29 protein-coding genes are annotated in these 24793 nt (G+C 68.0%); 10 read left to right on the top strand and 19 right to left on the bottom strand.

The window, feature by feature from the left end; translation table 11 throughout:
• Positions 1 to 9: 9 nt before the first annotated feature.
• The 3 genes from ACM14_RS11180 to gpmA all read right to left on the bottom strand — a co-directional run bounded on the left by ACM14_RS11180 (position 10) and on the right by gpmA (position 3140).
• Positions 10 to 762, bottom strand: a complete 753-nt coding sequence (locus tag ACM14_RS11180; RefSeq protein ID WP_065346170.1) for a HesA/MoeB/ThiF family protein — start codon at positions 760 to 762, stop codon at positions 10 to 12.
• A gap of 76 nt (positions 763 to 838) precedes the next feature.
• A complete protein-coding gene (locus tag ACM14_RS11175) occupies positions 839 to 2275 on the bottom strand; it encodes a S41 family peptidase (protein ID WP_013803927.1) in 1437 nt (478 codons plus the stop codon).
• A 121-nt stretch (positions 2276 to 2396) separates the two neighbouring features.
• Positions 2397 to 3140 (bottom strand): 2,3-diphosphoglycerate-dependent phosphoglycerate mutase, encoded by a 744-nt coding sequence (gene gpmA, locus ACM14_RS11170; RefSeq protein WP_034390756.1) that lies wholly within the window; start codon positions 3138 to 3140, stop codon positions 2397 to 2399.
• A 98-nt stretch (positions 3141 to 3238) separates the two neighbouring features.
• Here gpmA and ACM14_RS11165 point away from each other — a divergent pair, with 98 nt between their 5' ends.
• From ACM14_RS11165 to ACM14_RS11150, 4 genes are all read left to right on the top strand, one after another.
• Positions 3239 to 3646, top strand: coding sequence for a rhodanese-like domain-containing protein (locus tag ACM14_RS11165; protein WP_013803926.1), 408 nt, complete (start codon positions 3239 to 3241; stop codon positions 3644 to 3646).
• 88 nt (positions 3647 to 3734) lie between these two features.
• Positions 3735 to 3992 (top strand): glutaredoxin 3, encoded by a 258-nt coding sequence (gene grxC, locus ACM14_RS11160; RefSeq protein ID WP_034390758.1) that lies wholly within the window; start codon positions 3735 to 3737, stop codon positions 3990 to 3992.
• Between the two features lie 129 nt (positions 3993 to 4121).
• Positions 4122 to 4577 (top strand): protein-export chaperone SecB, encoded by a 456-nt coding sequence (gene secB, locus ACM14_RS11155; protein WP_013803924.1) that lies wholly within the window; start codon positions 4122 to 4124, stop codon positions 4575 to 4577.
• A gap of 120 nt (positions 4578 to 4697) precedes the next feature.
• Complete coding sequence (locus tag ACM14_RS11150; RefSeq protein ID WP_013803923.1) at positions 4698 to 5708, top strand: NAD(P)H-dependent glycerol-3-phosphate dehydrogenase; 1011 nt, start codon at positions 4698 to 4700, stop codon at positions 5706 to 5708.
• Between the two features lie 178 nt (positions 5709 to 5886).
• Here ACM14_RS11150 and lysA read toward each other — a convergent pair whose 3' ends face one another.
• Entirely contained in the window at positions 5887 to 7140 is a 1254-nt protein-coding gene (lysA, locus tag ACM14_RS11145; RefSeq protein WP_065346169.1) for a diaminopimelate decarboxylase, read from the bottom strand.
• Positions 7141 to 7242: 102 nt separating this feature from the next.
• Between lysA and ACM14_RS11140 the strand changes: the two genes are divergently transcribed.
• Positions 7243 to 8172, top strand: coding sequence for a LysR family transcriptional regulator (locus tag ACM14_RS11140; RefSeq protein WP_013803921.1), 930 nt, complete (start codon positions 7243 to 7245; stop codon positions 8170 to 8172).
• Positions 8173 to 8194: 22 nt separating this feature from the next.
• On the opposite strand, the gene ACM14_RS11135 is transcribed toward ACM14_RS11140, so the two are convergent.
• The 5 genes from ACM14_RS11135 to ACM14_RS11115 all read right to left on the bottom strand — a co-directional run bounded on the left by ACM14_RS11135 (position 8195) and on the right by ACM14_RS11115 (position 13118).
• Complete coding sequence (locus tag ACM14_RS11135; protein WP_013803920.1) at positions 8195 to 8407, bottom strand: DUF3079 domain-containing protein; 213 nt, start codon at positions 8405 to 8407, stop codon at positions 8195 to 8197.
• A gap of 45 nt (positions 8408 to 8452) precedes the next feature.
• Positions 8453 to 9304, bottom strand: coding sequence for a pantoate--beta-alanine ligase (panC, locus tag ACM14_RS11130; protein ID WP_012203748.1), 852 nt, complete (start codon positions 9302 to 9304; stop codon positions 8453 to 8455).
• Between the two features lie 58 nt (positions 9305 to 9362).
• Positions 9363 to 10244 (bottom strand): 3-methyl-2-oxobutanoate hydroxymethyltransferase, encoded by an 882-nt coding sequence (gene panB, locus ACM14_RS11125; RefSeq protein WP_012203749.1) that lies wholly within the window; start codon positions 10242 to 10244, stop codon positions 9363 to 9365.
• A gap of 87 nt (positions 10245 to 10331) precedes the next feature.
• The gene (locus tag ACM14_RS11120) at positions 10332 to 11894 is read right to left on the bottom strand and encodes a hypothetical protein (RefSeq protein ID WP_065346168.1); all 1563 of its coding nucleotides are present in this window, start codon (positions 11892 to 11894) and stop codon (positions 10332 to 10334) included.
• A gap of 3 nt (positions 11895 to 11897) precedes the next feature.
• On the bottom strand, positions 11898 to 13118 hold the full coding sequence (locus ACM14_RS11115) for an ABC transporter ATP-binding protein (RefSeq protein ID WP_065346190.1): 1221 nt from the start codon (positions 13116 to 13118) through the stop codon (positions 11898 to 11900).
• Positions 13119 to 13283: 165 nt separating this feature from the next.
• Between ACM14_RS11115 and ACM14_RS11110 the strand changes: the two genes are divergently transcribed.
• The 5 genes from ACM14_RS11110 (at position 13284) to ACM14_RS11090 (ending at position 17674) form a co-directional block, all read left to right on the top strand.
• Complete coding sequence (locus ACM14_RS11110; protein ID WP_034366081.1) at positions 13284 to 14009, top strand: Crp/Fnr family transcriptional regulator; 726 nt, start codon at positions 13284 to 13286, stop codon at positions 14007 to 14009.
• A 222-nt stretch (positions 14010 to 14231) separates the two neighbouring features.
• Positions 14232 to 14543, top strand: a complete 312-nt coding sequence (locus tag ACM14_RS11105; RefSeq protein WP_013803916.1) for a DUF4148 domain-containing protein — start codon at positions 14232 to 14234, stop codon at positions 14541 to 14543.
• A 189-nt stretch (positions 14544 to 14732) separates the two neighbouring features.
• A complete protein-coding gene (gene pabB / locus ACM14_RS11100) occupies positions 14733 to 15902 on the top strand; it encodes an aminodeoxychorismate synthase component I (protein WP_065346167.1) in 1170 nt (389 codons plus the stop codon).
• A gap of 14 nt (positions 15903 to 15916) precedes the next feature.
• Positions 15917 to 16552 (top strand): aminotransferase class IV, encoded by a 636-nt coding sequence (locus tag ACM14_RS11095; protein WP_034390773.1) that lies wholly within the window; start codon positions 15917 to 15919, stop codon positions 16550 to 16552.
• A gap of 138 nt (positions 16553 to 16690) precedes the next feature.
• Complete coding sequence (locus ACM14_RS11090) at positions 16691 to 17674, top strand: tripartite tricarboxylate transporter substrate binding protein (RefSeq protein WP_013803913.1); 984 nt, start codon at positions 16691 to 16693, stop codon at positions 17672 to 17674.
• 49 nt (positions 17675 to 17723) lie between these two features.
• Here ACM14_RS11090 and ACM14_RS11085 read toward each other — a convergent pair whose 3' ends face one another.
• The 10 genes from ACM14_RS11085 to ACM14_RS11040 all read right to left on the bottom strand — a co-directional run bounded on the left by ACM14_RS11085 (position 17724) and on the right by ACM14_RS11040 (position 24772).
• Positions 17724 to 18362, bottom strand: coding sequence for a tRNA-uridine aminocarboxypropyltransferase (locus ACM14_RS11085; RefSeq protein ID WP_065346166.1), 639 nt, complete (start codon positions 18360 to 18362; stop codon positions 17724 to 17726).
• Between the two features lie 15 nt (positions 18363 to 18377).
• Positions 18378 to 18737 (bottom strand): 5-carboxymethyl-2-hydroxymuconate Delta-isomerase, encoded by a 360-nt coding sequence (locus ACM14_RS11080; protein ID WP_012203756.1) that lies wholly within the window; start codon positions 18735 to 18737, stop codon positions 18378 to 18380.
• 31 nt (positions 18738 to 18768) lie between these two features.
• Positions 18769 to 19986: an 8-amino-7-oxononanoate synthase gene (gene bioF, locus ACM14_RS11075; protein WP_016449050.1), complete on the bottom strand. Its 1218-nt coding sequence runs from the start codon at positions 19984 to 19986 to the stop codon at positions 18769 to 18771.
• Positions 19983 to 20684, bottom strand: a complete 702-nt coding sequence (bioD, locus tag ACM14_RS11070) for a dethiobiotin synthase (protein ID WP_043790591.1) — start codon at positions 20682 to 20684, stop codon at positions 19983 to 19985. The genes bioF and bioD overlap by 4 nt, the downstream gene beginning before the upstream one ends.
• The gene (gene bioA / locus ACM14_RS11065) at positions 20681 to 22003 is read right to left on the bottom strand and encodes an adenosylmethionine--8-amino-7-oxononanoate transaminase (RefSeq protein WP_065346165.1); all 1323 of its coding nucleotides are present in this window, start codon (positions 22001 to 22003) and stop codon (positions 20681 to 20683) included. Before bioA ends, bioD begins: the two co-directional genes overlap by 4 nt.
• A gap of 27 nt (positions 22004 to 22030) precedes the next feature.
• Positions 22031 to 22411: an aspartate 1-decarboxylase gene (gene panD, locus ACM14_RS11060; protein WP_012203760.1), complete on the bottom strand. Its 381-nt coding sequence runs from the start codon at positions 22409 to 22411 to the stop codon at positions 22031 to 22033.
• A 143-nt stretch (positions 22412 to 22554) separates the two neighbouring features.
• Positions 22555 to 22920 (bottom strand): 6-carboxytetrahydropterin synthase, encoded by a 366-nt coding sequence (locus ACM14_RS11055; protein ID WP_012203761.1) that lies wholly within the window; start codon positions 22918 to 22920, stop codon positions 22555 to 22557.
• Positions 22921 to 22928: 8 nt separating this feature from the next.
• Complete coding sequence (queE, locus tag ACM14_RS11050) at positions 22929 to 23567, bottom strand: 7-carboxy-7-deazaguanine synthase (RefSeq protein WP_065346164.1); 639 nt, start codon at positions 23565 to 23567, stop codon at positions 22929 to 22931.
• Between the two features lie 59 nt (positions 23568 to 23626).
• A complete protein-coding gene (locus tag ACM14_RS11045; RefSeq protein ID WP_034390789.1) occupies positions 23627 to 24520 on the bottom strand; it encodes a ScpA family protein in 894 nt (297 codons plus the stop codon).
• 48 nt (positions 24521 to 24568) lie between these two features.
• Positions 24569 to 24772, bottom strand: a complete 204-nt coding sequence (locus ACM14_RS11040) for a DUF3460 family protein (protein ID WP_012203764.1) — start codon at positions 24770 to 24772, stop codon at positions 24569 to 24571.
• Positions 24773 to 24793: the final 21 nt, after the last annotated feature.

Here is a 24793-nt window from a genome sequence, read left to right as displayed (position 1 = left end):
AGCCGATTCCTACGCCTTGTTACCGCAAACGGGACATTCCGGTACACGAGTGGTTTGCATGCTACTCCAATCCAGGCTGCGGCTGTCGAACATGGTCAGGCGGTTTGTTGCAGGCGTGCCAAATCCCGCGATCAGCTTGAGGGCTTCCGCCGCCTGCAGCGTGCCCATGACGCCCACCACGGGCGCGAAGACGCCCATGGTCGAGCACTGCACTTCCTCGAACTGCGCGTCGGGCGGAAACACGCAGGCATAGCAGGCGCAGTTCTCGTCGCGCGGGTCCATGACCATGAGCTGGCCGTCCAGCCGGATGGCCGCCCCCGCCACCAGGGGCACCTTGTGTCGCACGCAGGCCGCGTTGATCATGTGGCGCGTGCGGTAGTTGTCCGTGCAGTCCAGCACCAGGCTGGCCTGCGGCACGAGCTCGTCGAGCAGGGCGTCGTCGGCGCGCTGCTGGCGGCAGTCGATGCGGATGCCGGGGTTGATGGCGTGCACGGCCGTGCGTATGGATTCCACCTTGGGCTGGCCCACGCGATCCGTGGTGTGGGCGATCTGGCGCTGCAGGTTGGTCATGTCCACCGCATCGTCGTCCATCAGGGTGATGCGGCCTATGCCGGCCGAGCCCAGGTACAGCGCGGCGGGCGCGCCCAGGCCGCCTGCGCCGATGATGAGCACATGCGCTGCCAGGATGCGCTCCTGGCCCTCGATGCCGATTTCGTCGAGAAGGATGTGGCGCGAGTAGCGCAGCAGTTGATCGTCGTTCATTCGCGTCTCCAGACGTGAAAAAGCCGGGCGCAAGGCCCGGCTTGGTGCAGGCGCGGACCCGGTCCGCGCCGCGCTGTCAGTTTTCCTTCTTCTCGGGCTCGCGCTCGGTCAGGGTCTTGCTGACCATGACGGGCTGGCCCTTGAGGCGGTTGAGCGCCTGCTGCAGCTGGAAGTCCTTTTCGGTGCCGAACTCGGGCAGGCGGCGCTCGGCCGGCGGCTTCTTGGCTTCCTCTTCCAGGCGCTTGCGTGCTTCCTCGCGGGCCTTCTCGCGCACCTCGTCCTTGACCTCGGCACCCTGTCCGCTGGACAGGTGCTTTTCCAGGTCGGCCTCGCGCATGCGCAGGGCGGCGAACAGGTCGCCTTCGGGCGTCTCATCCACCATCACGTCGGGCACGATGCCCTTGGCCTGGATGGACTTGCCGCTGGGCGTGTAGTAGCGCGCCGTGGTCAGCTTCAGGCCCGTATCGGGGCCCAGGGGGCGCACGGTCTGCACGGAGCCCTTGCCGAAGGTCTGGCTGCCCATGATGATGGCGCGCTTGTGGTCCTGCAGTGCGCCGGCCACGATTTCGCTGGCCGAGGCCGAGCCTTCGTTGACCAGGACCACCAGCGGCAGCTTCTTGAGCGAGGCGGGCAGGCGCTGCAGCGGGTCACCCATGCCGCGGCGGGCATAGAAGCTGGGCGATGCCTTGTAGGTTTCCTTGCTCTCGGCCAGTTGGCCGTTGGTGGAGACCACGGTCACATCCGGCGGCAGGAAGGCGGCCGAGATGGCGACGGCAGCGTCCAGCAGGCCGCCCGGGTCGTTGCGCAGGTCCAGCACCAGGCCCTTCATGTTGGGGTCCTGCTTGTACAGTTCCTCGACCTTGCGCACGAAGTCGTCCACCGTGCGTTCCTGGAACTGGCTCAGGCGGATCCAGCCGTAGCCGGGCTCGATCACCTTGCCCTTGACGGACTGCGTCTTGATTTCTTCGCGCGTGATGGTCACGGGGAAGCTGCGGCTTTCATCCTTGCGCAGGATGGTCAGCTGCACCTTGGTGTTGGGCTCGCCGCGCATGCGCTTGACGGCGTCGTTGAGCGACAGGCCCTTGACGGCCGTGTCGTCGATCTTGGTGATCAGGTCGCCGGTCTTGAGGCCGGCGCGGAAGGCGGGGGAGCCTTCGATGGGCGAGACGACCTTGATCAGGCCGTCTTCCTGCGTGATCTCGATGCCCACGCCGACGAAGCGGCCCGAGGTGCCCTCGCGGAATTCCTTGTAGGACTTCTTGTCGAAGTACTGCGAATGCGGATCGAGGCTGGACACCATGCCGGAGATGGCATCGGTGATCAGCTTCTTGTCATCGACCGACTCGACATAGTCGGTCTTGATCAGGCCGAAGACGGCGGACAGCTGCTGGATTTCCTCCAGCGGCAGCGGGGTCATGGCACCGCGGGCCACGGTCTGCAAGGAAACCGTGGTCAGTGCTCCGGCGATTACGCCTACGGAAACCCAGCCGGCAATTTTGATTTTCTGGCCCATATCACCCCTTTAACCGCGTCAATATACACCCGCTTGGAAAGGCAAGCGCCCGCGTGGTTCCCTAAAAACGGCGCAGCAAGCGCAATTTCCGCAGCAGGCGCTCACCTCAAGCGGGCCCGGCTCAGGCCTTGCCCTGTGCGGCCACGGCGGCTGCAGCCTTGGCGGCAGCTTCCGCATCGCCCAGGTAATAGTGGCGAATGGGCTTGAGATCGGCATCCAGCTCATAGACCAGCGGAATGCCATTGGGCACGTTGACGCCGACGATGGCGTCATCCGAGATGCCGTCCAGGTACTTGATCAGCGCGCGGATGGAGTTGCCGTGGGCCGCGACCACGACGCGCTTGCCGGACAGGATGGCGGGCGCGATGGACTCGTTCCAGAACGGCAGCACGCGGGCCACCGTGTCCTTCAGGCATTCGGTCAGCGGCACCTGGCTGGGGTCCAGCTGTGCGTAGCGCACGTCGCTGCGCTCGCTGCGCGGGTCTTGCGGCTCCAGGGCCGGCGGGGGCGTGTCGTAGCTGCGGCGCCACACCAGCACCTGGGCGTCGCCGTATTGCTTGGCCATGTCCGCCTTGTTCAGGCCCTGCAGGCCGCCGTAGTGGCGCTCGTTCAGGCGCCAGCTGTGCTGCACGGGCAGCCAGGTGCGGTCCATTTCGTCCAGCGTGTGCCACAGCGTGCGCGTGGCGCGCTTGAGCACGCTGGTGTAGGCCAGGTCGAAGTCATAGCCCTCGGCCTTGAGCAGGCGGCCGGCGTTCTTGGCCTGTTCGACGCCGGTGGCGGTCAGGTCCACATCGGTCCAGCCGGTGAAGCGGTTTTCGAGGTTCCAGGTGGATTCACCGTGGCGGATCAGCACGAGCTTGTACATGGCGGCTTTCTAAGTCTCTCGATGCGACAAAGCTGGGCTGTCGCGGGGGCAAAAGCCAGCATTCTAGAATTGACAGGTTTGCCAACCCAAGGAATGACGTGAAATTCATCATCGATAACTGGTATTTGATCCTGATCGCGCTGGCTTCCGGCGTGATGCTGCTGCTGCCCCTCGTGCGCGGCGCAGGCGGCGGCTCGCTGACGGCGGCGCAGGCCGTGCAACTGATCAACCGCCAAAAGGCCGTGGTCATCGATGTCTGCGAGCCCGAAGAGTACGCGGCCGCCCATGCCAACGGCGCCAAGAATGTGCCGCTGAGCCAGTTCGAGGAAAAGCTGCCCACCACCGTGAAGAACAAGGCGCTGCCGCTGGTGCTGATCTGCACCAAGGGCAACCGCGCCTCCCGTGCCGAAGGCATTGCGAAGAAGCTGGGCTACGAAAAGGCCCAGGCCCTGGCCGGTGGCCTGAAGGCCTGGCGCGATGCCGGCATGCCGGTTGAAAAGGCCTGAGACGCCCCCATCTGACGGCGATGGAAGCCGCTGCTCCGCGCCCCGGGCGCCAGCCGGCGGCACGCCGCAAACTCGAAGAAAGACGCACATGCAAGCCGTGAAGATGTACACCACCGCTGTCTGCCCCTATTGCATTCGGGCCAAGCAGATCCTCAAGTCCAAGGGCGTGGAGCAGATCGAAGAGATCCGCATCGACACCGATCCGGCCGCGCGCGACGTGATGATGCAGAGCACGGGCCGCCGCACGGTGCCCCAGATCTTCATCGGCGACCACCATGTGGGCGGCTGCGACGACCTGATGGCGCTGGACGCCGACGGCGGTCTGGTGCCTCTGCTGCAAAGCTGAAACACGGGCACTGCATAATGCTGGCCCAGGTGCCCGCTGCGCAAGCTCTTGGCAGCGGGCATTTTGTTGGTGATTTTTTTGATGCCCTGGTCACCGCACCAGGGTTTTTTGCCCAGAAAGACTGATTCCATGGCCGAACAGGACACTCCCGTCTTCCAGATCCAGCGCGTCTACCTCAAGGACCTGTCGCTGGAGCAGCCCAATTCGCCCGCCATCCTGCTGGAGCAGGAGCAGCCCAGCGTGGACATCCAGCTTGGCGTCGAGGCGACTCCCGTGGCCGAAGGCATCTACGAAGTGGCCGTGACCGCCACCGTGCAGACCAAGATCCAGGACAAGACCGTGTTCCTGGTCGAGGCCAAGCAGGCCGGCATCTTCGAGATCCGCAACGTTCCCGAAGACCAGATGGGTGGCGTGATCGGCATTGCCTGCCCCCAGATCATCTATCCCTACCTGCGCGGCAACGTGGCTGACGTGGTCACGCGCGCCGGCTTCCCGCCCGTGCACCTGGCCGAGATCAACTTCCAGGCCATGTACGAGCAGCAGCAGGCAGCCGCCCAGGCGGACGGCAACTCGCTGCCGCAGTAAGCCGGTCCATTCCCGGACGATGTGATTTGCGCCCAGGCGCGTCTCATCGCTGTGGTACAAGAAAAGAGGCCCGAGGGCCTCTTTTTTTCATCAACGTCGCTTCTTCAACGTCGAGCAGATATGAACATAGTGGTGATTGGCGCAGGCGCCTGGGGCACGGCGCTGGCGATGAGCGCGGCCTCGCGCGGTGACGGGCGTGTCGTGACCCTTTGGGCGCGCGACGCCGCCCAGGCGCAGGCCATGCACGGCAGCGGCGAGAACGCACGCTACCTGCCTGGCGTGGCACTGCCTGCCGCGCTGCAGGTGGTGCATGGCGAGATCGACGGCCATCTGGCGGCCGCAGACCTGATCGTGATCGGCACGCCCATGGCTGCCCTGCGCGAATGGCTGGGCCGGCTGCAGCATGTGCCCGCACCCGTGGCCTGGCTGTGCAAGGGCTTCGAGGCCGTGCCCGCAGGCGCTTCGGCTGCGGCCCATGGACTGATGGCCCACGAGGTCTGCGCCGAGGTGGCGCCCGATCTGCTGTGCGGCGTGCTCAGCGGCCCCAGCTTCGCGGCCGAGGTGGCACGCCACCAGCCCACGGCCCTGGTGGCGGCCAGCCGCCATGCCCAGGTCAATGACGCCCTGGTGGCCGCCTTCCACGGCGGCGCCATGCGCGTCTATGCCAATGCCGACATCGTGGGAGTGGAAGTGGGCGGCGCCGTGAAGAACGTGCTGGCCATTGCCACCGGCCTGTGCGACGGCCTGCAGCTGGGCCTGAACGCCCGCGCCGCACTGATCACGCGCGGCCTGGCCGAGATGACGCGACTGGGCCTGGCCCTGGGCGCGCGCACCGAGACCTTCATGGGCCTGTCCGGCCTGGGCGATCTGGTGCTGACGGCCACGGGCGACCTGTCGCGCAACCGCAAGGTGGGCCTGCTGCTGGCCCAGGGCCGCACGCTTGAGCAGGCCGTGGCTTCGCTGGGCCATGTGGCCGAGGGCGTGTACAGCGCGCGCACCGTGCTGGCGCGCGCGCGGCTGCTGAATGTGGAGATGCCCATCACCGAAACCGTGGTCGAGCTGCTGGATGGCCGGCTGCAGGCGGCCGAGGCCGTGCAGCACCTGATGGCGCGCGATCCGCGCGGCGAGTGATTCTTCGGTTTCCATGAAAAATGGCCCACACGCTTCCCTTGCTGTGCAAGGTCCACTGCCCCCCGAGGGGGCCGCTTTTCATCTTGGGGCGGCCCGGCGATGAAAAAGCCCCGGGGCTGGAAGGCCCCGGGGCTTTTTTGCGTCAGAAATCCTGGCGCCTTGCGCGCTACATGCCCAGTTACAGGCCCAGCTCCAGGCCCAGCAGTTCCTCCACCGTCTGGCGGCGGCGGATGAGGCGCGCGCTGCCGCCATCGACCAGCACCTCGGCGGCCAGCGGGCGCGTGTTGTAGTTGCTGGACATGGAGCTGCCATAGGCGCCCGTGTCATGGATGACCAGCAGGTCGCCCACCGAGGCGCCTGCCAGCGCGCGCGGCAGCACCACGCCGCCGTCGCCCTGGGTGAACACGTCGCCCGATTCGCACAGCGGGCCGGCGACCACGGCATCGCGCAGGGGCATGGCCTGGCCGTCGCGGCGCAGCACTTCCATGCCGTGCCAGCTGCCGTACATGGAGGGGCGCATCAGCTCGTTGAAGCCCGTGTCGACCAGCACGAAATGGTTGCTGCCCGCGTTCTTGGTGGCGCGCACCTGGCCCAGCAGCACGCCCGACTCGGCCACCAGGAAGCGGCCGGGTTCGATCTCCAGGCCCAGCGCGTGGCCCACGATGGCCTCGGCGTCCTTGCGTGCCGCATCCCACAGGCCGTGGTAGTGGGCGGTGTCGATGGTGGCGTCGCCATCGCGGTAGGGAATGGACAGGCCGCCGCCGGCCGAGATGGCCTGCAGGTCATGGCCTGCCTGGCGGGTGGCGCGCACCAGCTCGACCATGGCGCCGCAGACCTGCTGCAGGTGGCCGTAGTCCACGCCCGAGCCGATGTGCATGTGCAGGCCGGCCAGCTTCAGGCCGCCGTCGCGGATGGCCTGCAGCGCCGCCAGCAGGTCGCTGTGCCAGATGCCGTGCTTGCTGTGCTCGCCGCCCGTGTTGGTCTTGTTGCTGTGGCCGTGGCCGAAGCCGGGGTTGATGCGCAGCCACACGGGATGGCCGGGCGAGGCCTGGGCCAGCTGGTGCAGCATGTCGATGGAGCCGGCGTTCACGGGCACCTTGTGCTCGGCCACGCAGGCCAGCGTGGCCTCGTCCATCACGTCGGCGGTGAACACGATGTCGCTGTGCAGGTCGTCGCCATGGCCGGCCGCGTAGCCGGCGGCCAGCGCGCGCAGGATTTCGCCGCGCGAGACGGCGTCCACCTTCACGCCCTGCTCGCGCATCAGCCGCAGGATGTGGATGTTGGAGCAGGCCTTCTGTGCAAAGCGGATGGTGTCGAAGGCCTTGAGCTGGGCGATGCGTGCGCGGATGGTGGCGGCGTCATAGACCCACAGCGGCGTGCCGCGCTGGTCGGCCAGGGCCCAGAGCTGGGCGGGCGAGAAGGGATTGGACATGGTGTCTCTTTCAGGGGAACTGCAGCGCATGATGGCGGATGGGAGTCATTCAGTCCAATGCTTGTTCTTATGGTGTCTATTTGATTTGGATATGCTTTGGCCATGCAAGACCCCGCGCTGCCGCACACCTCCCCCGAGCCCCGCATCTCCCACCGCCACCTGGAGGTGTTTCGCGCGCTCATGCTCAGCGGCAGCGCCACGGCGGCGGCGCAGATGCTGTTCAGCTCCCAGCCCACCGTCAGCCGCGAATTGGCGCGGATGGAGAGCCTGCTGGGCTATGCGCTGTTCGAGCGTGCCCAGGGCCGGCTGCGGCCCACGGCACGCGCCCTCTCGCTGTGGGCCGAGGTGCAGCGCAGCTGGCAGGGTCTGGACCGCGTGGTGGAGCATGCGCTGGCCCTGGGCCGGCCGCACCAGGCGCGCATCAACGTGCTGTGCCTGCCCGCCCTCAGCCATGCGCTGCTGCCTGCAGCGCTGGCGCGCCTGCATGCGGAGCACGGCCCCGTGGCCGTCAGCGTGGCCACGCAGGAGGCGCCGCTGCTGCAGGAGTGGATGGCCGCCCAGCGCTACGACCTGGGCCTGGCCGAGCTGGCCGAGGCGCCTCCGGGCACGCGTGCCCTTGCGCTGCCCGCCATGGACGAGGTGGCCGTGCTGCCCGCAGGTCATGCGCTGGCCGCAAGGCCGGTGCTGGAGGTGGCTGACTTTGCCGGGGAAAGCTTTGTCAGCCTGGCGCGCGACGATCCCTATCGCCAGCAGATCGATGCCGTGTTCGAGCAGGCCGGCGTGCAGCGCCAGCTGCACCTGGAGACCCACAGCGCCGTGGCGGTCTGCGCCATGGTCCAGCATGGCCTGGGCGTGGCCATCGTCAATCCGCTGACGGCGCGTGCCTGCGCCGGGCCGCAGCTGGTGGTGCGGCCGCTGGCGTTTTCCATTCCCTTCCAGGTCCATGCGCTGCTGCCGCTGCACCGGCCGGCCGTGGCCGAGGTGCAGTGGCTGGTGGACGCGCTCGCCGCCGAGGTGGCCGCGGTCGGCTGAGGGCAGAGGGCGGGGTGCGGTCTCAGCGCGCCGCGCTGTCCAGGCCGGGAGCCTTGTCTGCAGCGGGCTCGGGCGGCAGGCCCCACTCCATCCAGTCGTCGCCAAAGATCTCCACCGGGTGCTGTGTGCGGTCCGATCCGTTGCCGCAGGCCAGCTCGTCGCGGGCGCAGTAGCGGTCACAACCCCAGCAGGTGCGCTCGGGATGGGCGGGGTGGATGGGGAATTTCTTGGCCATGGCATCCAGCTTGGACCGCCATGGCCGCCAGGGTTTTGCGCTGGATCAGAATTCCAGGTTGTCGATCAGGCGCGTCTTGCCCAGGCGCGCAGCGCCCAGGGCCACCAGTGGTGCACCGGCCAGTTGCGCGCCTTCGGCGGGGGGCTGCAGGTCACGGCGCAGGCGCACGGTCAGGTAGTCCGGCTCCCAGCCCTGGGCGGCCAGGGATTGCATGGCCCAGGCTTCCAGTTCGGCCAGCGGCGCCTGGCCCGCACGCGCGGCATCGGCCAGTTGCTTGAGCGCCAGCGACAGCGCCATGGCCTGCTGCCGCTCGTCGTCGCTCAGGTAGCCGTTGCGCGAACTCAGCGCCAGGCCGTCGTCGGCGCGCGCCGTGTCGCCGGCCACGATGTTCACGGGCAGGGCGAACTGCTCGACCATGCGGCGGATCACCATCAACTGCTGGTAGTCCTTTTTGCCGAACACGGCCGTTCCGCCGCCGCTGGCGAAGAATACGGCCGAGAACAGCTTCATCACCACGGTGCACACGCCCGTGAAGAAGCCGGGGCGGAAATGGCCTTCGAGGATGTCGGCCAGCTGCGCGTCGGGCTGGATCTTGAAGGTCTGCGGCTCGGGGTAGAGATCGGCTTCGCGCGGGGCGAACAGCAGGTCGCAGCCTTCGGCCTCCAGCTTGGCGCAGTCAGCCTCCCAGGTGCGCGGGTAGCTGTCGAAATCCTCGTGCGGCAGGAACTGCAGGCGGTTCACGAAGATGCTGGCCACGGCAATGTCGCCGTGCTGGCGCGCGGCGCGCACCAGGGACAGGTGGCCGTCGTGCAGATTGCCCATGGTGGGCACGAAGGCGGGGCGGCCCTTGCTCGACAGGATGGCGCGCAGGTCGGCGATGGAGTGGACGATTTGCATGGGAAAACGGGGGAACGGGAAGCGGGAAGCGGAAAAACGGATCGTGCAGCCTGCCGGACTACCAGGCGTGCTTGCTGTCGTCGGGGAAGCTGCCGTTCTTCACGGCATGCACATAGGCCTCGAAGGCGCCCTTGACGCTGCCCGCATCCGCCATGAAGTTGTGCACGAAGCGGGCCATCTTGCCCAGGTTCACGCCCAGCATGTCGTGCAGCACCAGGACCTGTCCGGCCGTGCCGCTGCCTGCGCCGATGCCGATGGTGTGGCAGTGCGGCAGCTCGGCCGTGAGTTCGCGCGACAGCTGTGCCGGCACCATCTCCAGCACCAGCATGGAGGCGCCTGCATCCTGCAGCTCCAGCGCATGGCGGCGCAGCGTGGCCGCGCCCTCGTCGCTCTTGCCCTGGACGCGGTAGCCGCCCAGCGCATGCACGGTCTGCGGCGTCAGGCCCAGGTGGGCGCAGACGGGCACGCCGCGCTCGACCAGGAATTGCACGGTGGGCGCGGTCCAGCCGCCGCCTTCGAGCTTGACCATATGGGCGCCGGCCTGCATCAGCTCGCAGGCGCTGCGCATGGCCTGCTCGCGGCTTTCGGCGTAGCTGCCATAGGGCATGTCGGCGATCAGCCAGGCCGTGCCCTGCACGCGGTGCAGGCCGCGCGCCACGCTGGCGGTGTGGTAGCACATGTCCTGCAGCGACACGCCCACGGTGCTGTGCAGGCCCTGGCAGACCATGCCCAGCGAATCGCCCACCAAAATGCACTCCACGCCGGCCGCATCGGCCACGGCCGCGAAGGTGGCGTCATAGGCGGTGACCATGGTGATCTTCTCGCCGGCCTCGCGCATCTGCGCCAGGCGCGGAAGGCTCACGGGGCGGCGCTGGGGCAGCGGCGAGGCGGGAGGGATGGTGCCGTAGGGCGTGCCGGCGGTGACGGGTGCTTGGGTCATGGGGCGCTCGGAGGGGGATGGAATTGCCGCGAGTCTATGCGATGCGCGCGGGGGGCACCTGTCCCTGAGCTGTCCTTTTCTTTTCCGTCACCTTTCGGGCAGGCCACGCCATCGGCGCCACAGCGGAGACAGCAGGGCCACGAGCATGGCCGTGCTGGCTGCCACGGCAGGCGCGCTCATCAGCAGGTCCAGCCAGTGCTGGGTATCCGTCCAGGGGCCTGCGCTGCCGGTGGGGTGTGGCAACAGCAGTCTGGACCACTCATACCAGGCGGCGGCGAGCCATATCAGGGCCAGCGACATGCCCAGGGCCAGCAGCACCGCGCCGGCCCAGGGGCGCTTGAGCACACGGATGCGCAGCCAGGCGACCGATATCAGCGCGGCTGGAAACAGCCCCAGCACATAGAGGCTGGTGATTCCCAGCATCCCGGCCAGCACGCTGCCAAGCAAGGTCAGGACCAGGCATGCGCCCCAGGCCACCAGCTGCATGGCAGGCATCAGGCGCACCAGCACCAGGGCCAAGGCGAGGAAAAAGCCAACGCTGGCGGCCGCCAGCAACTGGGACATCCTTGGCCATTCGTCGTCGCGGGACCTGTCAGCGCGCCGCAGATGGCTTTCCTGGTAGGCCGGCAGGGCCAAGCCGTAGCGCGCGTGCTTCCATTGCACATGCTGCAGCGGGCTCCATCGGCTGTCGAACATCTCCAGCAGCATGAGCCACTCACGGTTGCTCTGGGCCAGATAGGTACCGAAGCATTTGCGCGGATCCGGCTCCAGATCCAAAGGCCTGCTGCGACCCCAGGCTGGTTTGCAGTTGGAGTTCTGCGCTCTGGATACCTTCTCGCCAGTCTCTGATGGTGGGCTGGCGGCCAAGTAGGCGCGCCATTCCTCGGCCAGGGGGGATTGCAGCGCGCTGCGGTAGCTGGCCAGCAGGTGCTCCGCCTCGTCCTGCGCGGAGCTGGCAGACTGGCGCACATAGCCTCTGGCCTGCAATGGCTGGCCGTAGCGCTCGAGTGTCTGGGCAATCGCGGCCTGGTCTCCGCGCATCAACCAGACCAGGGCCTGGATGCTCGGGTACTTCGCCGGATCGACCTCTTCCTCGCGCAGCACACGTATCCATTCCACGAGCATGGCCGCCTGGCGTGGCGCGGTAAGCGCCTCCAGGGCGGCGACTTGCTCGACAGTCTGGATCTGTGCACTGACATCCGTGTCCGACCATTGGCGCTGAATCCGCATTTCATAGATGGGCGAAAAGGCGATCGCAGGCGCGAACAATAGCGATAGGAACAAGGCTCCCCACAGGTACTCCCACCACAGGCCCCAGCGGCCCACGGGGGCGTGTTCGCGCCAGCGGTTGTGGATGCGCACGCGCAGCAACCACCACAGCGCCAGGCCGATCGCCACGATCCAGGCCACGACGAAGCCGATGTCCAGTGCCAATTGCTCGGGCGTTTGCCGGGCCGTGGACGCAACGCCGGGCAGGGAGCCCATCCAGCGCGCGGGTTCGGCCATCCATTGCATCCAAACGCCCAGCACCAGCACGCACCACAGCAGCGCCAGCGGCAGATACCAGTGCAGGCGCAGCTGCCACAGCAGGGGGCAGCGCATCAGCGCCCATTGGTCCCAGCGGTTCGTCATATCGGAAAAACGTGGCATGGCTCAGTCCCTCACGAACAGGCGGCGGGTGGATGCGGTGATGTCGCGGAAATAGCGCACGGGCATCTGTGCCTGCACGGCCTGTGCCAGGAACTGCGCTGCCGTGAACGGCACGTGAAAGCTCACGATGTGGGTCTGGCCGCTGAGCTGGTGCGTATGGGATGGCAGCCGGTCCAGCCAGGGTTTCAGCTGCGCCATGGCCCAGCCGGTCTCGAACTCGATGGCGCAGCCTTCCATGGCGGCAAAGCTCTGCTGGACGCTGCGCGGCTGGCCTTGCTCCAGGAACAGCACCTGGTCGGCCACCTTTTCCACCTCGTACAGCTGCTGTGAACTCAGCACCAGGGCCATGGGTTGCCAGGGCGAGCGCGCCAGCGACTGCAGATCGGTCAGCAGGGTCTGCTGGGCGTTGATGTCCAGATTGGCCAGCGGCTCGTCCAGCAGCAGCACGCGCGGCCGGCAGAGCAGGGCGCGCGCCAGCTCGAAGCGCATCTTGTAGCCCGAGGACAGCTGTTTCCACTGGTGGCCCCGGAAGGCGCGCAGCCCCAGCTGCGCGATGACCAGCTGTACCAGGCAGATGTTGCGTTGGCCCACGGCGCCATGGCTGCGCGCGGCGAATTGCAGATGGTCCATCAGGCGCCCGCCCCAGACGGCCGGGCGCTGGGGGATATAGGCGAGCTGGGTGCGCAGCAGGTAGGCATCGGCGGCGGGAACGCCCCAGTCCAGCTGCCCTGCGTCGGGCGCCAGATCGGCGGCCAGCAGGCGCAGCAAGGTGGTCTTGCCGTTGCCGTTCTCGCCCACCAGTCCCAGGATGGTGCCGGGCTCCACGGCCACATCCACCGGCCCCAGCGCAAAGCCGCCGCGCCGGTAGCGCTTGACCAGTTGCCGTCCCTGTACACGGTACGCGCGGTACGCACGGGAAGGTGCGGAATCGGCCTGCAGCGCCTGGCCCGGGGCATGGGCGGCATGCAGGGCATCGAAGGCCTGCTGCACCAGCGCGCGGCGTGGCTCTGCGCCGGAATCGGCCGCAAGGCCATCCCAGGCATCCAGCGCAGTCAGCAGGCTCTGCTGCACGGCGGTTTCGGCCGGCAGGGCGGCGTCTATGAGTGCACGCCACGCGCCATGCCATTGCTGGCTGGCGATCGCCTGTTCCACGGATTGCGCCCAGGCCGCCACGGTGGCCTGCGGGCGCGCGGGTAGTCGTGCCGATTCGATGCTCGATTCCATGAAGCCCTCCCTTTTTTCTGTGCTGCGCGGTGCGGCCATCCGGGGAGCCGGACAGTGCGATTCCCGGCGCGCGACGAGTCTATGCGATCCCGCTATGCTGTACTTCCCGCGACGGACGACAGGGCCCGCACAGGCCCTGCGGATGCGCTTCAACGGTGTTGCACCATGTCCGGTTCCTTACAGACATCTCCGCTTCTTCCCGCCGTGGCCTGGCAGGGCCTGCGCCAGGTCCACGTGCTGCAAAGCCTGACCGACGAGCGCCTGGCCGAACTGGCGGCGCAGTGCCGCTGGCAGCATCTGGCGCTGCACCAGACGCTGGAGGGCGCGTACACCGATCAGCGTCTCTACATGCTCGTGCAGGGCGGCTTGCGCGTCAGCAGCTATGCCCCCAACGGGCGCGGGCTCACACTGGGCGAGATTGCCCAGGGCGTGTTCTTCGGCGGCCTGCCGCAGCAGCAGGCGGGCTGTACGGCCATGCCCCTGGTGGTCGAGGCAGGCGTCCCCAGCCTGATTGCCTCGCTGGCCCATGAGGATGTGGAAGCCCTGCTCATGAACGAGCCCCAGGTCCTGCGCGCCTTCATCGGCCGGCTCAGCGATCTGGCCGTGGCGCTGGCGCGCCGCATGGTGGATCTGGGAACGCTGTCGGTGCGCAGCCGCCTGCATACCCAGTTGCTGGAACGTGCCGAGCGCGCGGGCATCGACCAGGGGCAGGCCCTGCTGGCGCCCGCACCCCGGCAGACTGACCTGGCCCTGATGCTGGGCTCCAGCCGCGAGGAAGTGGCGCGCGAGATGTCGCGCCTGGTGCGCCTGGGCCTGCTGCGGCGTGAAGGCCGCAACCTGCGCATCTGCCATGTCGAAGGCCTGCGCGTGCTGCTCGAGGAAGCGCGCTGAGCCTTTGCCTGCCGCGGCTGTTTCAAGCCGCGAAAAACACTGTTTCAGGAACGCGTGAATTCGCCCTCTGTCGAGGGGAGTACGGGTGAAAAGGCAGCGGGCCGCCCAGGCCGGATGCGAAAACACGTGAGAAAACGCACAGACGAAGAATGCTGCAGCGCCGCATAGTACGTCCATGCCGTGAGGAAATGAATGCCGAGCGGCCTTTTGAAAGGATCTGACATGCGTACCCTCTCCGCTGCACTGGCCGCCCTGACCCTGGGCCTCGCCGGCACTGCAATGGCCCAAGAAGCCGTTTCCCCCTCGTCCTCCGCCACCGCAGGCCTGAGCCGCGCCGAAGTGCTGGCCGACCTCGAAATGTGGCACCAGGCGGGCATGACCTACCTGCCCTCGCCTTCGGCAGACCGCGACATCAGCTACAACTCGGCCGAATACCAGCGCGGCCTGGCCCGTTACCAGCAACTGCGCAGCGGCCCCGCCTACCGTGAGGCCGTGGCCCGCCTGGAAGGCCAGCACACCGTCACGCAGAAGTGATGTGAATGGATATGGGTCCGGCATGGTGCCGGGCCTGTTGGTGGAAAGCGTCCTTTCGGGATGCTTGGTTTGGCGCCCTTCGGGGCGCTTTTTTGTTTCCCTCGCTCTACACTGGGCGGCCCCGTGTCAGTGGCTGCTATCGATAGCGAAGCTGCTGATGCAAGTACAGCATGCGTTGACGGCCGTTTTGTGAAGTTTCTGATCGATTTTCCCAACCCCCATGACGGTTCGGCCGCCCGGCTGCGCCATGGCTTCGGGCCGCCGCTGCGCAGCCTGGCAGCCCATGCGCCCGAGCAGGTGCGCGGTGTGCTTGACGCCGTGCAGCAGGCCGCCCAGGCCGGCCTGTGGTGCCTGGGCTGGGTGCGCTACGAGGCGGCGGCGGCGTTTGACGCGGCCTACGCTGGCGCCTTGCATGCCACGCCGCAAGGCGAGCCGCTGGCCTGGTTTGCCGTCTTCGACGGCCCCCGGCCCTGGCCTGAAGACGCGGACGCAGTCGATACCGGCCCTCAGGTGCAATCTCAGGCGCAATCTCAGGTGCAATGGCAGCCCGGCCTGGAGCGCGCGGATTTCGATGCCGCCATTGCGCGCATCCACGAGGCGATTGCGGCCGGTGACTGCTATCAGATCAATTACACGGCCCAGTTCATGGGCCGGCTGCTGGGCGACATTCCATCGCTGTTCGCCGCGCTGCGCCGTGCCCAGCCCGGCGGCTACGTGGCCTGCATGGACAGCGGCGACGAGCAGGTGCTGTCCGTCTCGCCCGAGCTGTTCTTTGACTGGGATGGCGAGCGCATCCTCACGCGCCCCATGAAGGGCACGGCGCCGCGTGGCGCCACGCCTGAACAGGACGAGGCGAATGTCCAGGCCATGCGGTCCTCGCCCAAGGAGCGGGCCGAGAACGTGATGATCGTGGACCTGCTGCGCAACGATGTCTCGCGCATTGCCGAGCCTTTCAGCGTCCAGGTGCCGCGCCTGTTCCATGCCGAACCCCTGCCCACCGTGTGGCAGATGACGTCCGACGTGCAGGCGCGCACGCGGCCCGGCACCGGCCTGGCGGACGTGTTTGCGGCACTGTTTCCCTGCGGCTCCATCACGGGCGCGCCCAAGCGCCAGGCCATGCGGCTCATCCACGAACTGGAGTCGGGTCCGCGCGGCGTCTACTGCGGCGCCGTGGGCGTGGTGCGGCCCGGCATCGCCGCGGGGCGCGTGCACGCCACCTTCAATGTGCCCATACGCACGGTGGTGGCGCGTGGCACGGAACTGCGCTGCGGCATCGGCAGCGGCATCACCTCGGGCGCCGAGGCGCCTGCCGAATGGCAGGAATGGCGCCACAAGAGGGCTTTTCTGGACAAGGTGTGAAAGGGCGTGCAGCCATGGCGGATACGGACTTCGATTTCGACATTCTGGAAACCCTGGCCCTGCGGGATGGCGGTTTCATCCACCTGCAGCGCCATGTGACGCGCATGCAGGATGCGGCGCGGCATTTCGGCCGTCCCTGCACGGATGCCGTGCTGGAGCAGGCATTGCAGCAGCTGCGCCAGGCGCACGCCAGCGGCCACTGGCGCGTGCGCCTGGCGCTGGATGCCACGGGGCGGATACAGACCCAGGCGGCGCCGCTGCCGCCTTCCGCCACGCCTGTTCGGCTGGCGCTGGCCGACCGGCCCATCGCCAATGCGGTGGCGCATGGCGACTGGGTGCGCTTCAAGACCTCGCGCCGCGCGCACTACGACAGCCTGCAGCCCACCGATGCCTCGGTGTTCGACACCGTGCTCCACAACGAGGACGGCGAGATCACCGAGGGCACGCGCGGCAACATCGCCGTGCTGCTGGCGGGCCGCTGGGTGACCCCGCCGCTGTCCAGCGGCCTGCTGCCCGGCGTGGGCCGCGCGGTGGCGCTGGACGAGGGCCGCGTGGTGGAGCACCCGGTGCGGCTGGACGATCTGCCGCGCGTGCAGGGCTGGGCCTTCGTCAACAGCCTGCGCGGCTGGCTGCCGGCGGTTCTGCGCTGAATAGCAGGCTAGGGCCACGGGCGGAACTCATGGTTTTCAGGGATGGATTCCACAAGGCAATGTTAGACAATCGGTGAATATTGTTGAGCAATATCATTTTGATTGTTGGCTGATACCTGTCTCCCTTGAGATCGATCCATGCATGAATTCCGTATTTCCCGCCGCGCGCTGATCAGCGCCGCGGCTGTCCTGGCTGCGGGCCCGCTGTGCGCCCAGACCACCTATCCCAACAAGCCCATTCGCGTCGTCGTCGGCTACGCGGCAGGCGGCTCGGTCGACCTGGTGGGGCGCGTGGTGGGTGACATCCTGGCCAAGCACCTCAATGCGACCGTCGTGGTCGACAACGTGCCCGGTGCCGCCGGCGTGGTGGCCGCGCAGCGCGTGGTCGGTGCCAAGGCCGACGGCTATACCCTGCTCGCAGGCTCCAGCAACGAATTGGCGGGCACGAAGTTCGTCAACGCCGCGCAGAAGTACGATCCGGCCACGGACCTGACCGGCATCGCGCTGACCGGCGTGCTGCCCAACCTGTGGGTGGCCGGCACCAAGATGCCGGCAAGGACCATCGACGAGTTCATCGCCCTGGCCAAGGCCCATCCCGGCAAGTACAGCTACGGCAGCCCGGGCATCGGGTCCACGCCGCATTTCTCGGGCGAGCTGATCAAGAAGATTGCCGGGGTGGACATCGTCCATGTGCCCTACAAGGGATCGGCCGCGATGACCAGCGACCTGGCCGGCGGCAACCTGGATTTCGCCATCGTCTCTCCCTCGGTGGCGGCTCCGTTCATCCAGAGCGGCAAGATCAAGGCCCTGGGCGTGACCACGGCCCACCGCATCGCCATGATGAAGGACGTGCCCGCACTGGGCGAGAACGCAGCGCTCAAGGGCTACGCGCTGAGCGGCTGGTTCGGGCTGGCGGGACCCAAGGACCTGCCTGCCGATGTGGTGGCCAGCCTGCAGAAGGCCTTGAAGGCGGGCCTGGCCGATCCGGCGATGCGCGCGCGCCTGGAAGGGGCGGGCATCATTGCCCCCACGGGCGACGAAAACCTGGCCCAGATCATCCGTACCGACATGGGCAAGTACGCCGAACTGGTCAAGTTCGCCAAGATCACGCCGGAAAACTGAAGTACGGCCTGCTGCCATGAAAAAACGCCTCGCTCCCCGAGGCGTTTTTTCATTCGGGCCTGTGCAGGGCATGCAGGGCCAGCAGCCCCTCGAACGCATCGCGCAGCGGCTGCAGCGACGGGCCGGCAGGCGCCAGCCGTTGCAGCGCGCAGGCCGCTGCCTCCAGTGTGGACAGCTGGCACGGCGCATGGGCCTTGCGCAGGGCGCCGTAGCGCGAGGCGGGCAGGTCGCCCTGCAGTGCCAGGCGCGGCAGGGCCTGCAGGCCGGGGTTGAGGTAGAGCATCTTGCGGCTCTTGCGCCAGGTGGCGTCCAGCACCACCAGGCGCAGGTCCTCGGGGCATGGCGCGGGCTGCGGCCAGGGCGCTTGCCTGGCCAGGCCCAACTGTTCGCCGTGCGGCGTTTCCGGATAGAGCAGTACGGCCTGCCGCGGGGCGTCGCCCGCCTGCCAGGGCGCGTGCAGCAGTGCCTGCAACTGCGCTGGCTCGAAGGCCTCGCCCACCGCCAGGCGGCTGGCGGGCAGGCACAGGTGCAGCAGCCGGCCCGTGCCCTTGGCCTGCAGTTCTTCCTCGGGATGCTGGAGCACCAGCAGCTGCACCGCATGCGGCACCGGCTGCACCAGGGGGCACAGGCAGGTGCGCTCAGGGCGCAGGCATTGCGCGCAGCGTGCGCGGGTGCTCACGGCGGACAAGGCCCGGCGCCTGCCTTACAGGCGACCCTTGTAGTAGCTGGGCTTGTCCATGTCGGCGATTTCCACGCTGAGCTGGACCATCATGCCGGCCGGCTGGGGCGTGAGGCGGCGCAGCACTGCGGCAATGCCTTCGGACAGTTCCTTCTTGGCCGTGTCGGTACGGCCCGCCAGCAGGCGCAGCTGCACGTGGACGAAGCCGCGGTTGGCCGGTGCCGAGCCGATCTCGAACTGGCTGACCGGCAGCAGGCGGGCCTTGACGTCGGCCTCGTCCAGGATGCTGGGGTGGCCGCAGACGAAGGCGTTGAGTTCGGTCAGCAGTTGCTGGCCGGGCAGGCCGGCGAGGTTGTCGGTGTACTCGACGTAGAGATGGGGCATGGATGTCTCCGTTCCGGTGGTGAAGAGGGATTCAGGGGAGGGGTGGGGCCAGGCGCGAGACCTCGTCCAGCGCCGTCAGCAGCAACTGCACGTCGATGCGCGTGTGGGAGGCCGACAGCGCAATGCGCAGCCGCGCCGTGCCTTCGGGCACGGTGGGCGGGCGGATGGCGGGCACCCACAGGCCGCGCTCGCGCAGGCCCTCCATCACGGCCAGGGCCGTGGCGTTGGAGCCTATGACCAGAGCCTGCACGGCGGTGCGCGAGGGCAGCAGCTGCCAGCCCGTGCGCGCCAGCAGCGGCGTGAGGCCGGCGCGCAGCTCGGCAATGCGTTCGGCCAGGGACTCGCGGCGCTCGTCCTCGGCCTCGATCAGGGCCACGCTGGCCTGCAGCGCGCTGGCCAGCATGGGCGGCGCGGCGGTGGCGAAGATGTAGCTGCGCGTCTTTTGCAGCAGCCACTCGACCAGCATGTCGCTGCCCGCGACAAAGGCACCGGCCACGCCAGCGGCCTTGCCCAGCGTGGCCATGTAGAGCACGCGCGGCGAGGCGTTTGCGCCCGTCAGTCCCGCCTCGGCCAGGCTGCCCCGGCCTTGTGGGCCGAGCACGCCGAAGCCATGCGCGTCGTCGAGCAGCAGCAGCGCGTCGTACTGCTCGCACAGCGCCAGCAGGCCGCGGATGTCGGCCACGTTGCCATCCATGCTGAACACGGCATCGCTGATGACCAGCTTGCGCCGGGCCGTGCTGGCGGCCAGTTGCGCGGCCAGATCGGTCAGGTCGGCATGGGCATAGCGGTGGACCTGGGCGCGCGACAGGCGGGCGCCGTCGATCAGGCAGGCGTGGTTGAGCGCATCGGAGAACAGGGCATCGCCCGCGCCCACCAGGGCCGGCACGATGCCGGCATTGGTGGCGTAGCCCGCATAGAAGTAGAGCGCACGCGGCAGTTGCACGAAGTGCGCCAGCTGTTCCTCCAGCGCGGCGTTGGCCGTGCTGTGGCCGCTGACCAGCGGCGAGCCGCCCGAGCCCACGCCAAAGGCCTGGGCGCCCGCGCAGGCGGCGCGCACCAGGGTGGGGTGGCCGGCCAGGCCCAGGTAGTCGTTGCTGCAAAAGGCCAGCATGGGGTGGCCGTCCACCTCCATGTGGGCGCCGCTGGCGGCGCCCTGCAGCGGCGCCGTGGCGCGGCGGCGGCGGCGCAGGTGGGCCGCGTCGAGTTCGGCGATGCGCGCGGGGATGTCGTCCAGCCAGGAGCCGCTCATTGCCATTGCTCCGGCAGGGTATAGGTGGTGGCGCGCGGGTCGGGGTGCTGCTGGAAGGGGATGTCGGCCAGCAGCGGCGCCTGCAGTTGCCGGTCCAGGTGCTGGCGCAGCCAGGCCATGTTTTCCTCGGGCACCAGCATGGCGGGGTCCACGCGGCTGGCAATCCAGCCGGCCAGGCGCAGTCCGCGCGCGCGGATGGCCTCGGCCGTGAGGGCAGCGTGGTTCAGGCAGCCCAGCCGCAGGCCCACGACCATGACCACGGGCAGGTCCAGCGCGCAGGCCAGGTCGGCGCCCGAGAGCTGGTCGGACAGCGGCACGAGAAAGCCGCCCGCGCCTTCCACCACCACGGCGTCGGCCTGTTCGGCCAGGCGCCGGTAGCTGTCCACGATGTGTGCGATCTCTATGGAGCGGCCCGCGCGCTGCGCGGCGATGTGCGGCGACATGGGATCGGGCAGCAGCACGGGGTTGTCGAGTTCGGGCGGCACGGCCAGGGTGGAGGCGGCGCGCAGCGCCAGCGTGTCCTCGTTGGCCCAGCCGCCGTGGCCGTCGGGCTCGGCGCCTGCGGCCACGGCCTTCATGCCCACCACGCGGGCATGGTGGCGGGCCAGCGCATGCAGCAGCCCGCAGGAGGCCAGGGTCTTGCCCACGCCCGTGTCGGTGCCGGTGACAAAGCAGCCAATGGTGCGGTGGGCGTTCACGAATGGTTCTCCTGGGCCAGGGTGTCTTCAAGGGCGGCCAGTGCGCTGGCGGCCAGGTGCTGCACGGCCTCTTCGTCCAGCAAATAGGGCGGCATGGCGTAGAGGGTGTTGCTGATCGGGCGCAGCAGCAATCCGCGCTCCAGTGCGGCTGCGCTGTAGCGGCGCGAGAAATCGGGCAGGGAGGTCTGCACATCCCAGGCCCAGATCATTCCCTGGCGCCGTGCGTGGCGCACGCGGGCGTGCTGGTTCAAAGGGGCGAAGGCGCCGTCAAGCCTTTGCGCCAGCGCGAGGTTGGCGTTGATGGCATCGGTCTGCTCGAACAGCTCCAGCGTGGCCAGGGCGGCGCGGCAGGCCAGCGGGTTGCCGGTGTACGAGTGCGAGTGCAGAAAGCCGCGCGCCACGGAATCGTCGTAGAAGGCGGCGTAGACGGTCTCGGTGGTCAGCACGGCCGACAGGGCCAGCGTGCCGCCCGTCAGGCCCTTGGACAGGCAGATGAAGTCCGGCCGTATGCCGGCCTGCTGGTGGGCGAACATGCTGCCCGTGCGGCCGAAGCCCACGGCGATCTCGTCCACCACCAGGTGCACCTCGTAGCGGTCGCACAGGGCGCGCGCCAGGCGCAGGTATTCGGGGTCGTGCATGGCCATGCCGGCCGCGCACTGCACCAGCGGCTCGACGATGAGGGCGGCCGTGGTCTCGTGGTGCTGCTCCAGCCACTGGCGCAGGCCTTCGGCGGCGCGCCGTGCCACATCGACCGGGCTTTCGCCGCCTTGCGCGCCGCGGGCATCGGGGCTGGGCACGGTGTCGGCCAGGCGCACCAGGGGGGCATAGGCTTCGCGGAAGATGGGAATATCGGTCACGGCCAGCGCGCCCACGGTTTCGCCGTGGTAGCCGCCGGCCAGGCCGGCAAAGCGGCTCTTGGCGGGGCGGCCCAGGTTGCGCCAGTAGTGCGCGCTCATCTTGAGGGCGATCTCGGTGGCCGATGCGCCGTCGCTGCCGTAGAAGGCATGGCCCAGGCCGGTGAGCGTGGCCAGCCGTTCGGACAGCTCGACCACGGGCGCGTGCGTGAAGCCGGCCAGCATCACATGGTCCAGCCGAGCGAGCTGGTCGGTGAGCGCGGCCTGGATGTGCGGATGGCTGTGGCCGAAGAGGTTGACCCACCAGGAGCTGACGCCATCCAGGTAGCGGCGCCCTTCGGTGTCGTGGAGCCAGGGCCCCTGTGCGCGCGCGATGGCGATGGGGGGCGCGGCCTCGTGCCGCTTCATCTGGGTGCAGGGGTGCCACACAGCCGCAAGGCTGCGGGCGGCAAGCGATTGAGTCATCGCGCGATTGTCACACCGCAGCGCAGCTCACAGCTGCTGCGTGGGAACGTGGTGGCGCAGTTCGACCTGGCGGTTGGCATCGTCCACGAAGACCAGCTGCGGCTGGTGCGTGGCCACGTCGGTCTCATGCACCTGGGCGAAGGAGGCAATGATCAGCAGGTCGCCCACGGCGGCACGGCGCGCGGCCGAGCCGTTGACCGAGATCATGCCGCTGCCGCGCTGGCCCTTGATGGCATAGGTGACGAAGCGTTCGCCGTTGTCGATGTTCCAGATGTGGACCTGCTCGTTCTCGACGATGTTGGCGGCGTCCAGCAGGTCCTCGTCGATGGCGCAGGAGCCTTCATAGTGCAGCTCGCATTGCGTGGTCTTGACGCGGTGGATCTTGGATTTGAGCAGGGTGCGGAACATGTTTTGTCTCTCGAGGGGCGCTTTGCGCGGTCTTGATGGGGCCTGGGCTGGCAAAAAAAGCCACCAAGTCTATATGCGAAGGAGAAATCCCATGAAGGCCGTGAAGTTGTTCAACGGCAGCGGCGCCGCTGCGGGGCCTGGCTTCAGTTCAGGTCGAGCACGCAGCCATCGCCGATGCTGTCGCGCCATACGCGGATGCGGCTGGGAGCGGGCTGCAGGTCGGCCAGGGAATCGGCAATGAACAGGCACAGGTTTTCCAGCGTGGGCTTGCCCAGGCCGGGGATTTCGTCGAGAAAGCGGTGGTCCAGCGCGTCGCCCAGGGTCTTCAGGCGCGAGCGCAGGTAGCCCAGGTCGATCACCATGCCGTTGTCCGGATTGCGCGGGCCGGTGACGCTGACCTCGGCATAGTAGGTGTGGCCGTGGATGCGGCGGCTGCTCTCGGTCTCGATGGCGCGCTCCAGCGTGTGGGCGGCATCGAAGAAAAAGCGCTGGTGTACGGTGAACTGCATGGCAAAAATCAGCGGATGCCGGTGAGCTTGTGGGTCTGCAGGCTCAGGCGCCAGGCCGGGCGCTGCAGGCATTGCGCTATGCAGGCGGCCGTGTTGTCGGCCTGCAGGACGTTGTCCATGGGCTGCAGGAAATAGCGGTCGAAACGGGTGCCGGCCTCGATGGCCTGCAGATCGAAGCCGGGCTGCGGCCAGACCAGCTTGAGCTCCTGGCCGCTGCGCTGCACCCATTCGGCGCCCGCCTTGGGGCTGATGCACAGCCAGTCGATGCCCTCGGGCGCGGCCACCGTGCCATTGCTTTCCACGGAAATGCGAAAGCCGCGCGCATGCAGGGCCGCGATCAGGGGCTCGTCCACCTGCAGCAGGGGCTCTCCCCCGGTCAGCACCACCATGCGGTGCTGGCTGTCTCCGGCCGGCCATTGGGACAGGATGCGTTCGGCCAGTGCGTCGGCCGTGGCGAACTTGCCGCCCAGCGTGCCGTCGGTGCCCACGAAGTCTGTATCGCAGAACTGGCAGATGGCGTTGGCGCGGTCCTGCTCGCGGCCGGTCCAGAGGTTGCAGCCTGCAAAGCGGCAGAAGATGGCCGGCGTGCCGGCCTGGCCGCCCTCGCCCTGCAGGGTGTAGAAGATTTCTTTGACGCTGTAAGTCATGGTGCATGGAGGCCGGTGGAGCCGGCCTGTCGGTGTGCGCGTGCCTGTGTCCGTGCCCGCTAGACGGGCGTATAGGCCAGGCGCACGTAGATGGGCGCAAAGGCTTCGGCCTGGGTGATCTCGATCAGCGTTTCCTTGGCCAGCTCCAGCAGGGCGATGAAGGTGACGACCAGCACGGTCGAGCCTTTCTCGGGCTGGAACAGGGTCTCGAACTCGACGAAGCGCCGGCCCTGCAGGGCCTTGAGCACCTGGCTCATGTACTCGCGCACCGAGAGTTCCTCGCGCGTGATCTTGTGGCTTTGCACGAGCTTGGCGCGCTTGAGAATGTCGCGCCAGGCCGATTGCAGCTCGGCCACGTCCACATCGGGAAAGCGCGGCTGCAGGTTCTGCTCGATGTGGATCTGGGCCCGGAGGAAGTCACGCCCGTAGTGCGGCACCTGGCCCAACTGGTGGGCAGCGAGCTTGATCTGCTCGTACTCGAGCAGCCGGCGCACCAGCTCGGCGCGCGGGTCCTCGGCCTCTTCGCCGCCTTCCTGCTTCTTGGGCGGCAGCAGCATGCGCGACTTGATCTCGATGAGCATGGCCGCCATCAGCAGGTACTCGGCCGCCAGTTCGAGGTTGCGGCTGCGGATCTCGTCGACATAGCGCATGTACTGGCGCGTCACGTCCAGCATGGGAATGTCGAGGATGTTGAAGTTCTGCTTGCGGATCAGGTACAGCAACAGGTCCAGCGGCCCTTCGAAGGCTTCGAGGAAGACCTCCAGCGCATCGGGCGGGATGTACAGGTCCTGCGGCAGGGCGAACAGCGGCTCGCCGTACAGGCGCGCCAAAGCCACCTGGTCGATCACGACCGGGGTGCCGTCGCCAGGAGGGGGGGATGTGGCGGAGGCGCCCGCAGGCGCCAGCGCGGATTCAGCCTCGGCCATGCCTTGCTGCCTGGGCGAATGCCGCATGCGCAGGGTGCACGGTGGGAACAGGCTGATTTTTCATCGCATGGGCAATCAGGAGTTCGTCTGGTAGACGTAGGGCTTCTGGTCCACGCGGCCGGCGCGCAGGTCTTCCCAGACTTCGTGGTTCACGTCCTTGTCCCACAGCAGCGAGCGGCCGGCCAGCTGTTGGCTGGGCAGCTCGGGCTTTTGCTTCTTCAGGTCATTGATGAAGTTGGTGGCGTCGGAGCGATAGTCGGGGCGGCGAAAGAATGACATAGTCTGATAACCTCTTGAATC

Origin of the sequence: Delftia sp. JD2, assembly GCF_001682645.1 — a bacterium.
Lineage (GTDB): Bacteria > Pseudomonadota > Gammaproteobacteria > Burkholderiales > Burkholderiaceae_C > Comamonas > Comamonas acidovorans.
This window is presented reverse-complemented; position numbering and strand designations above follow the sequence as displayed.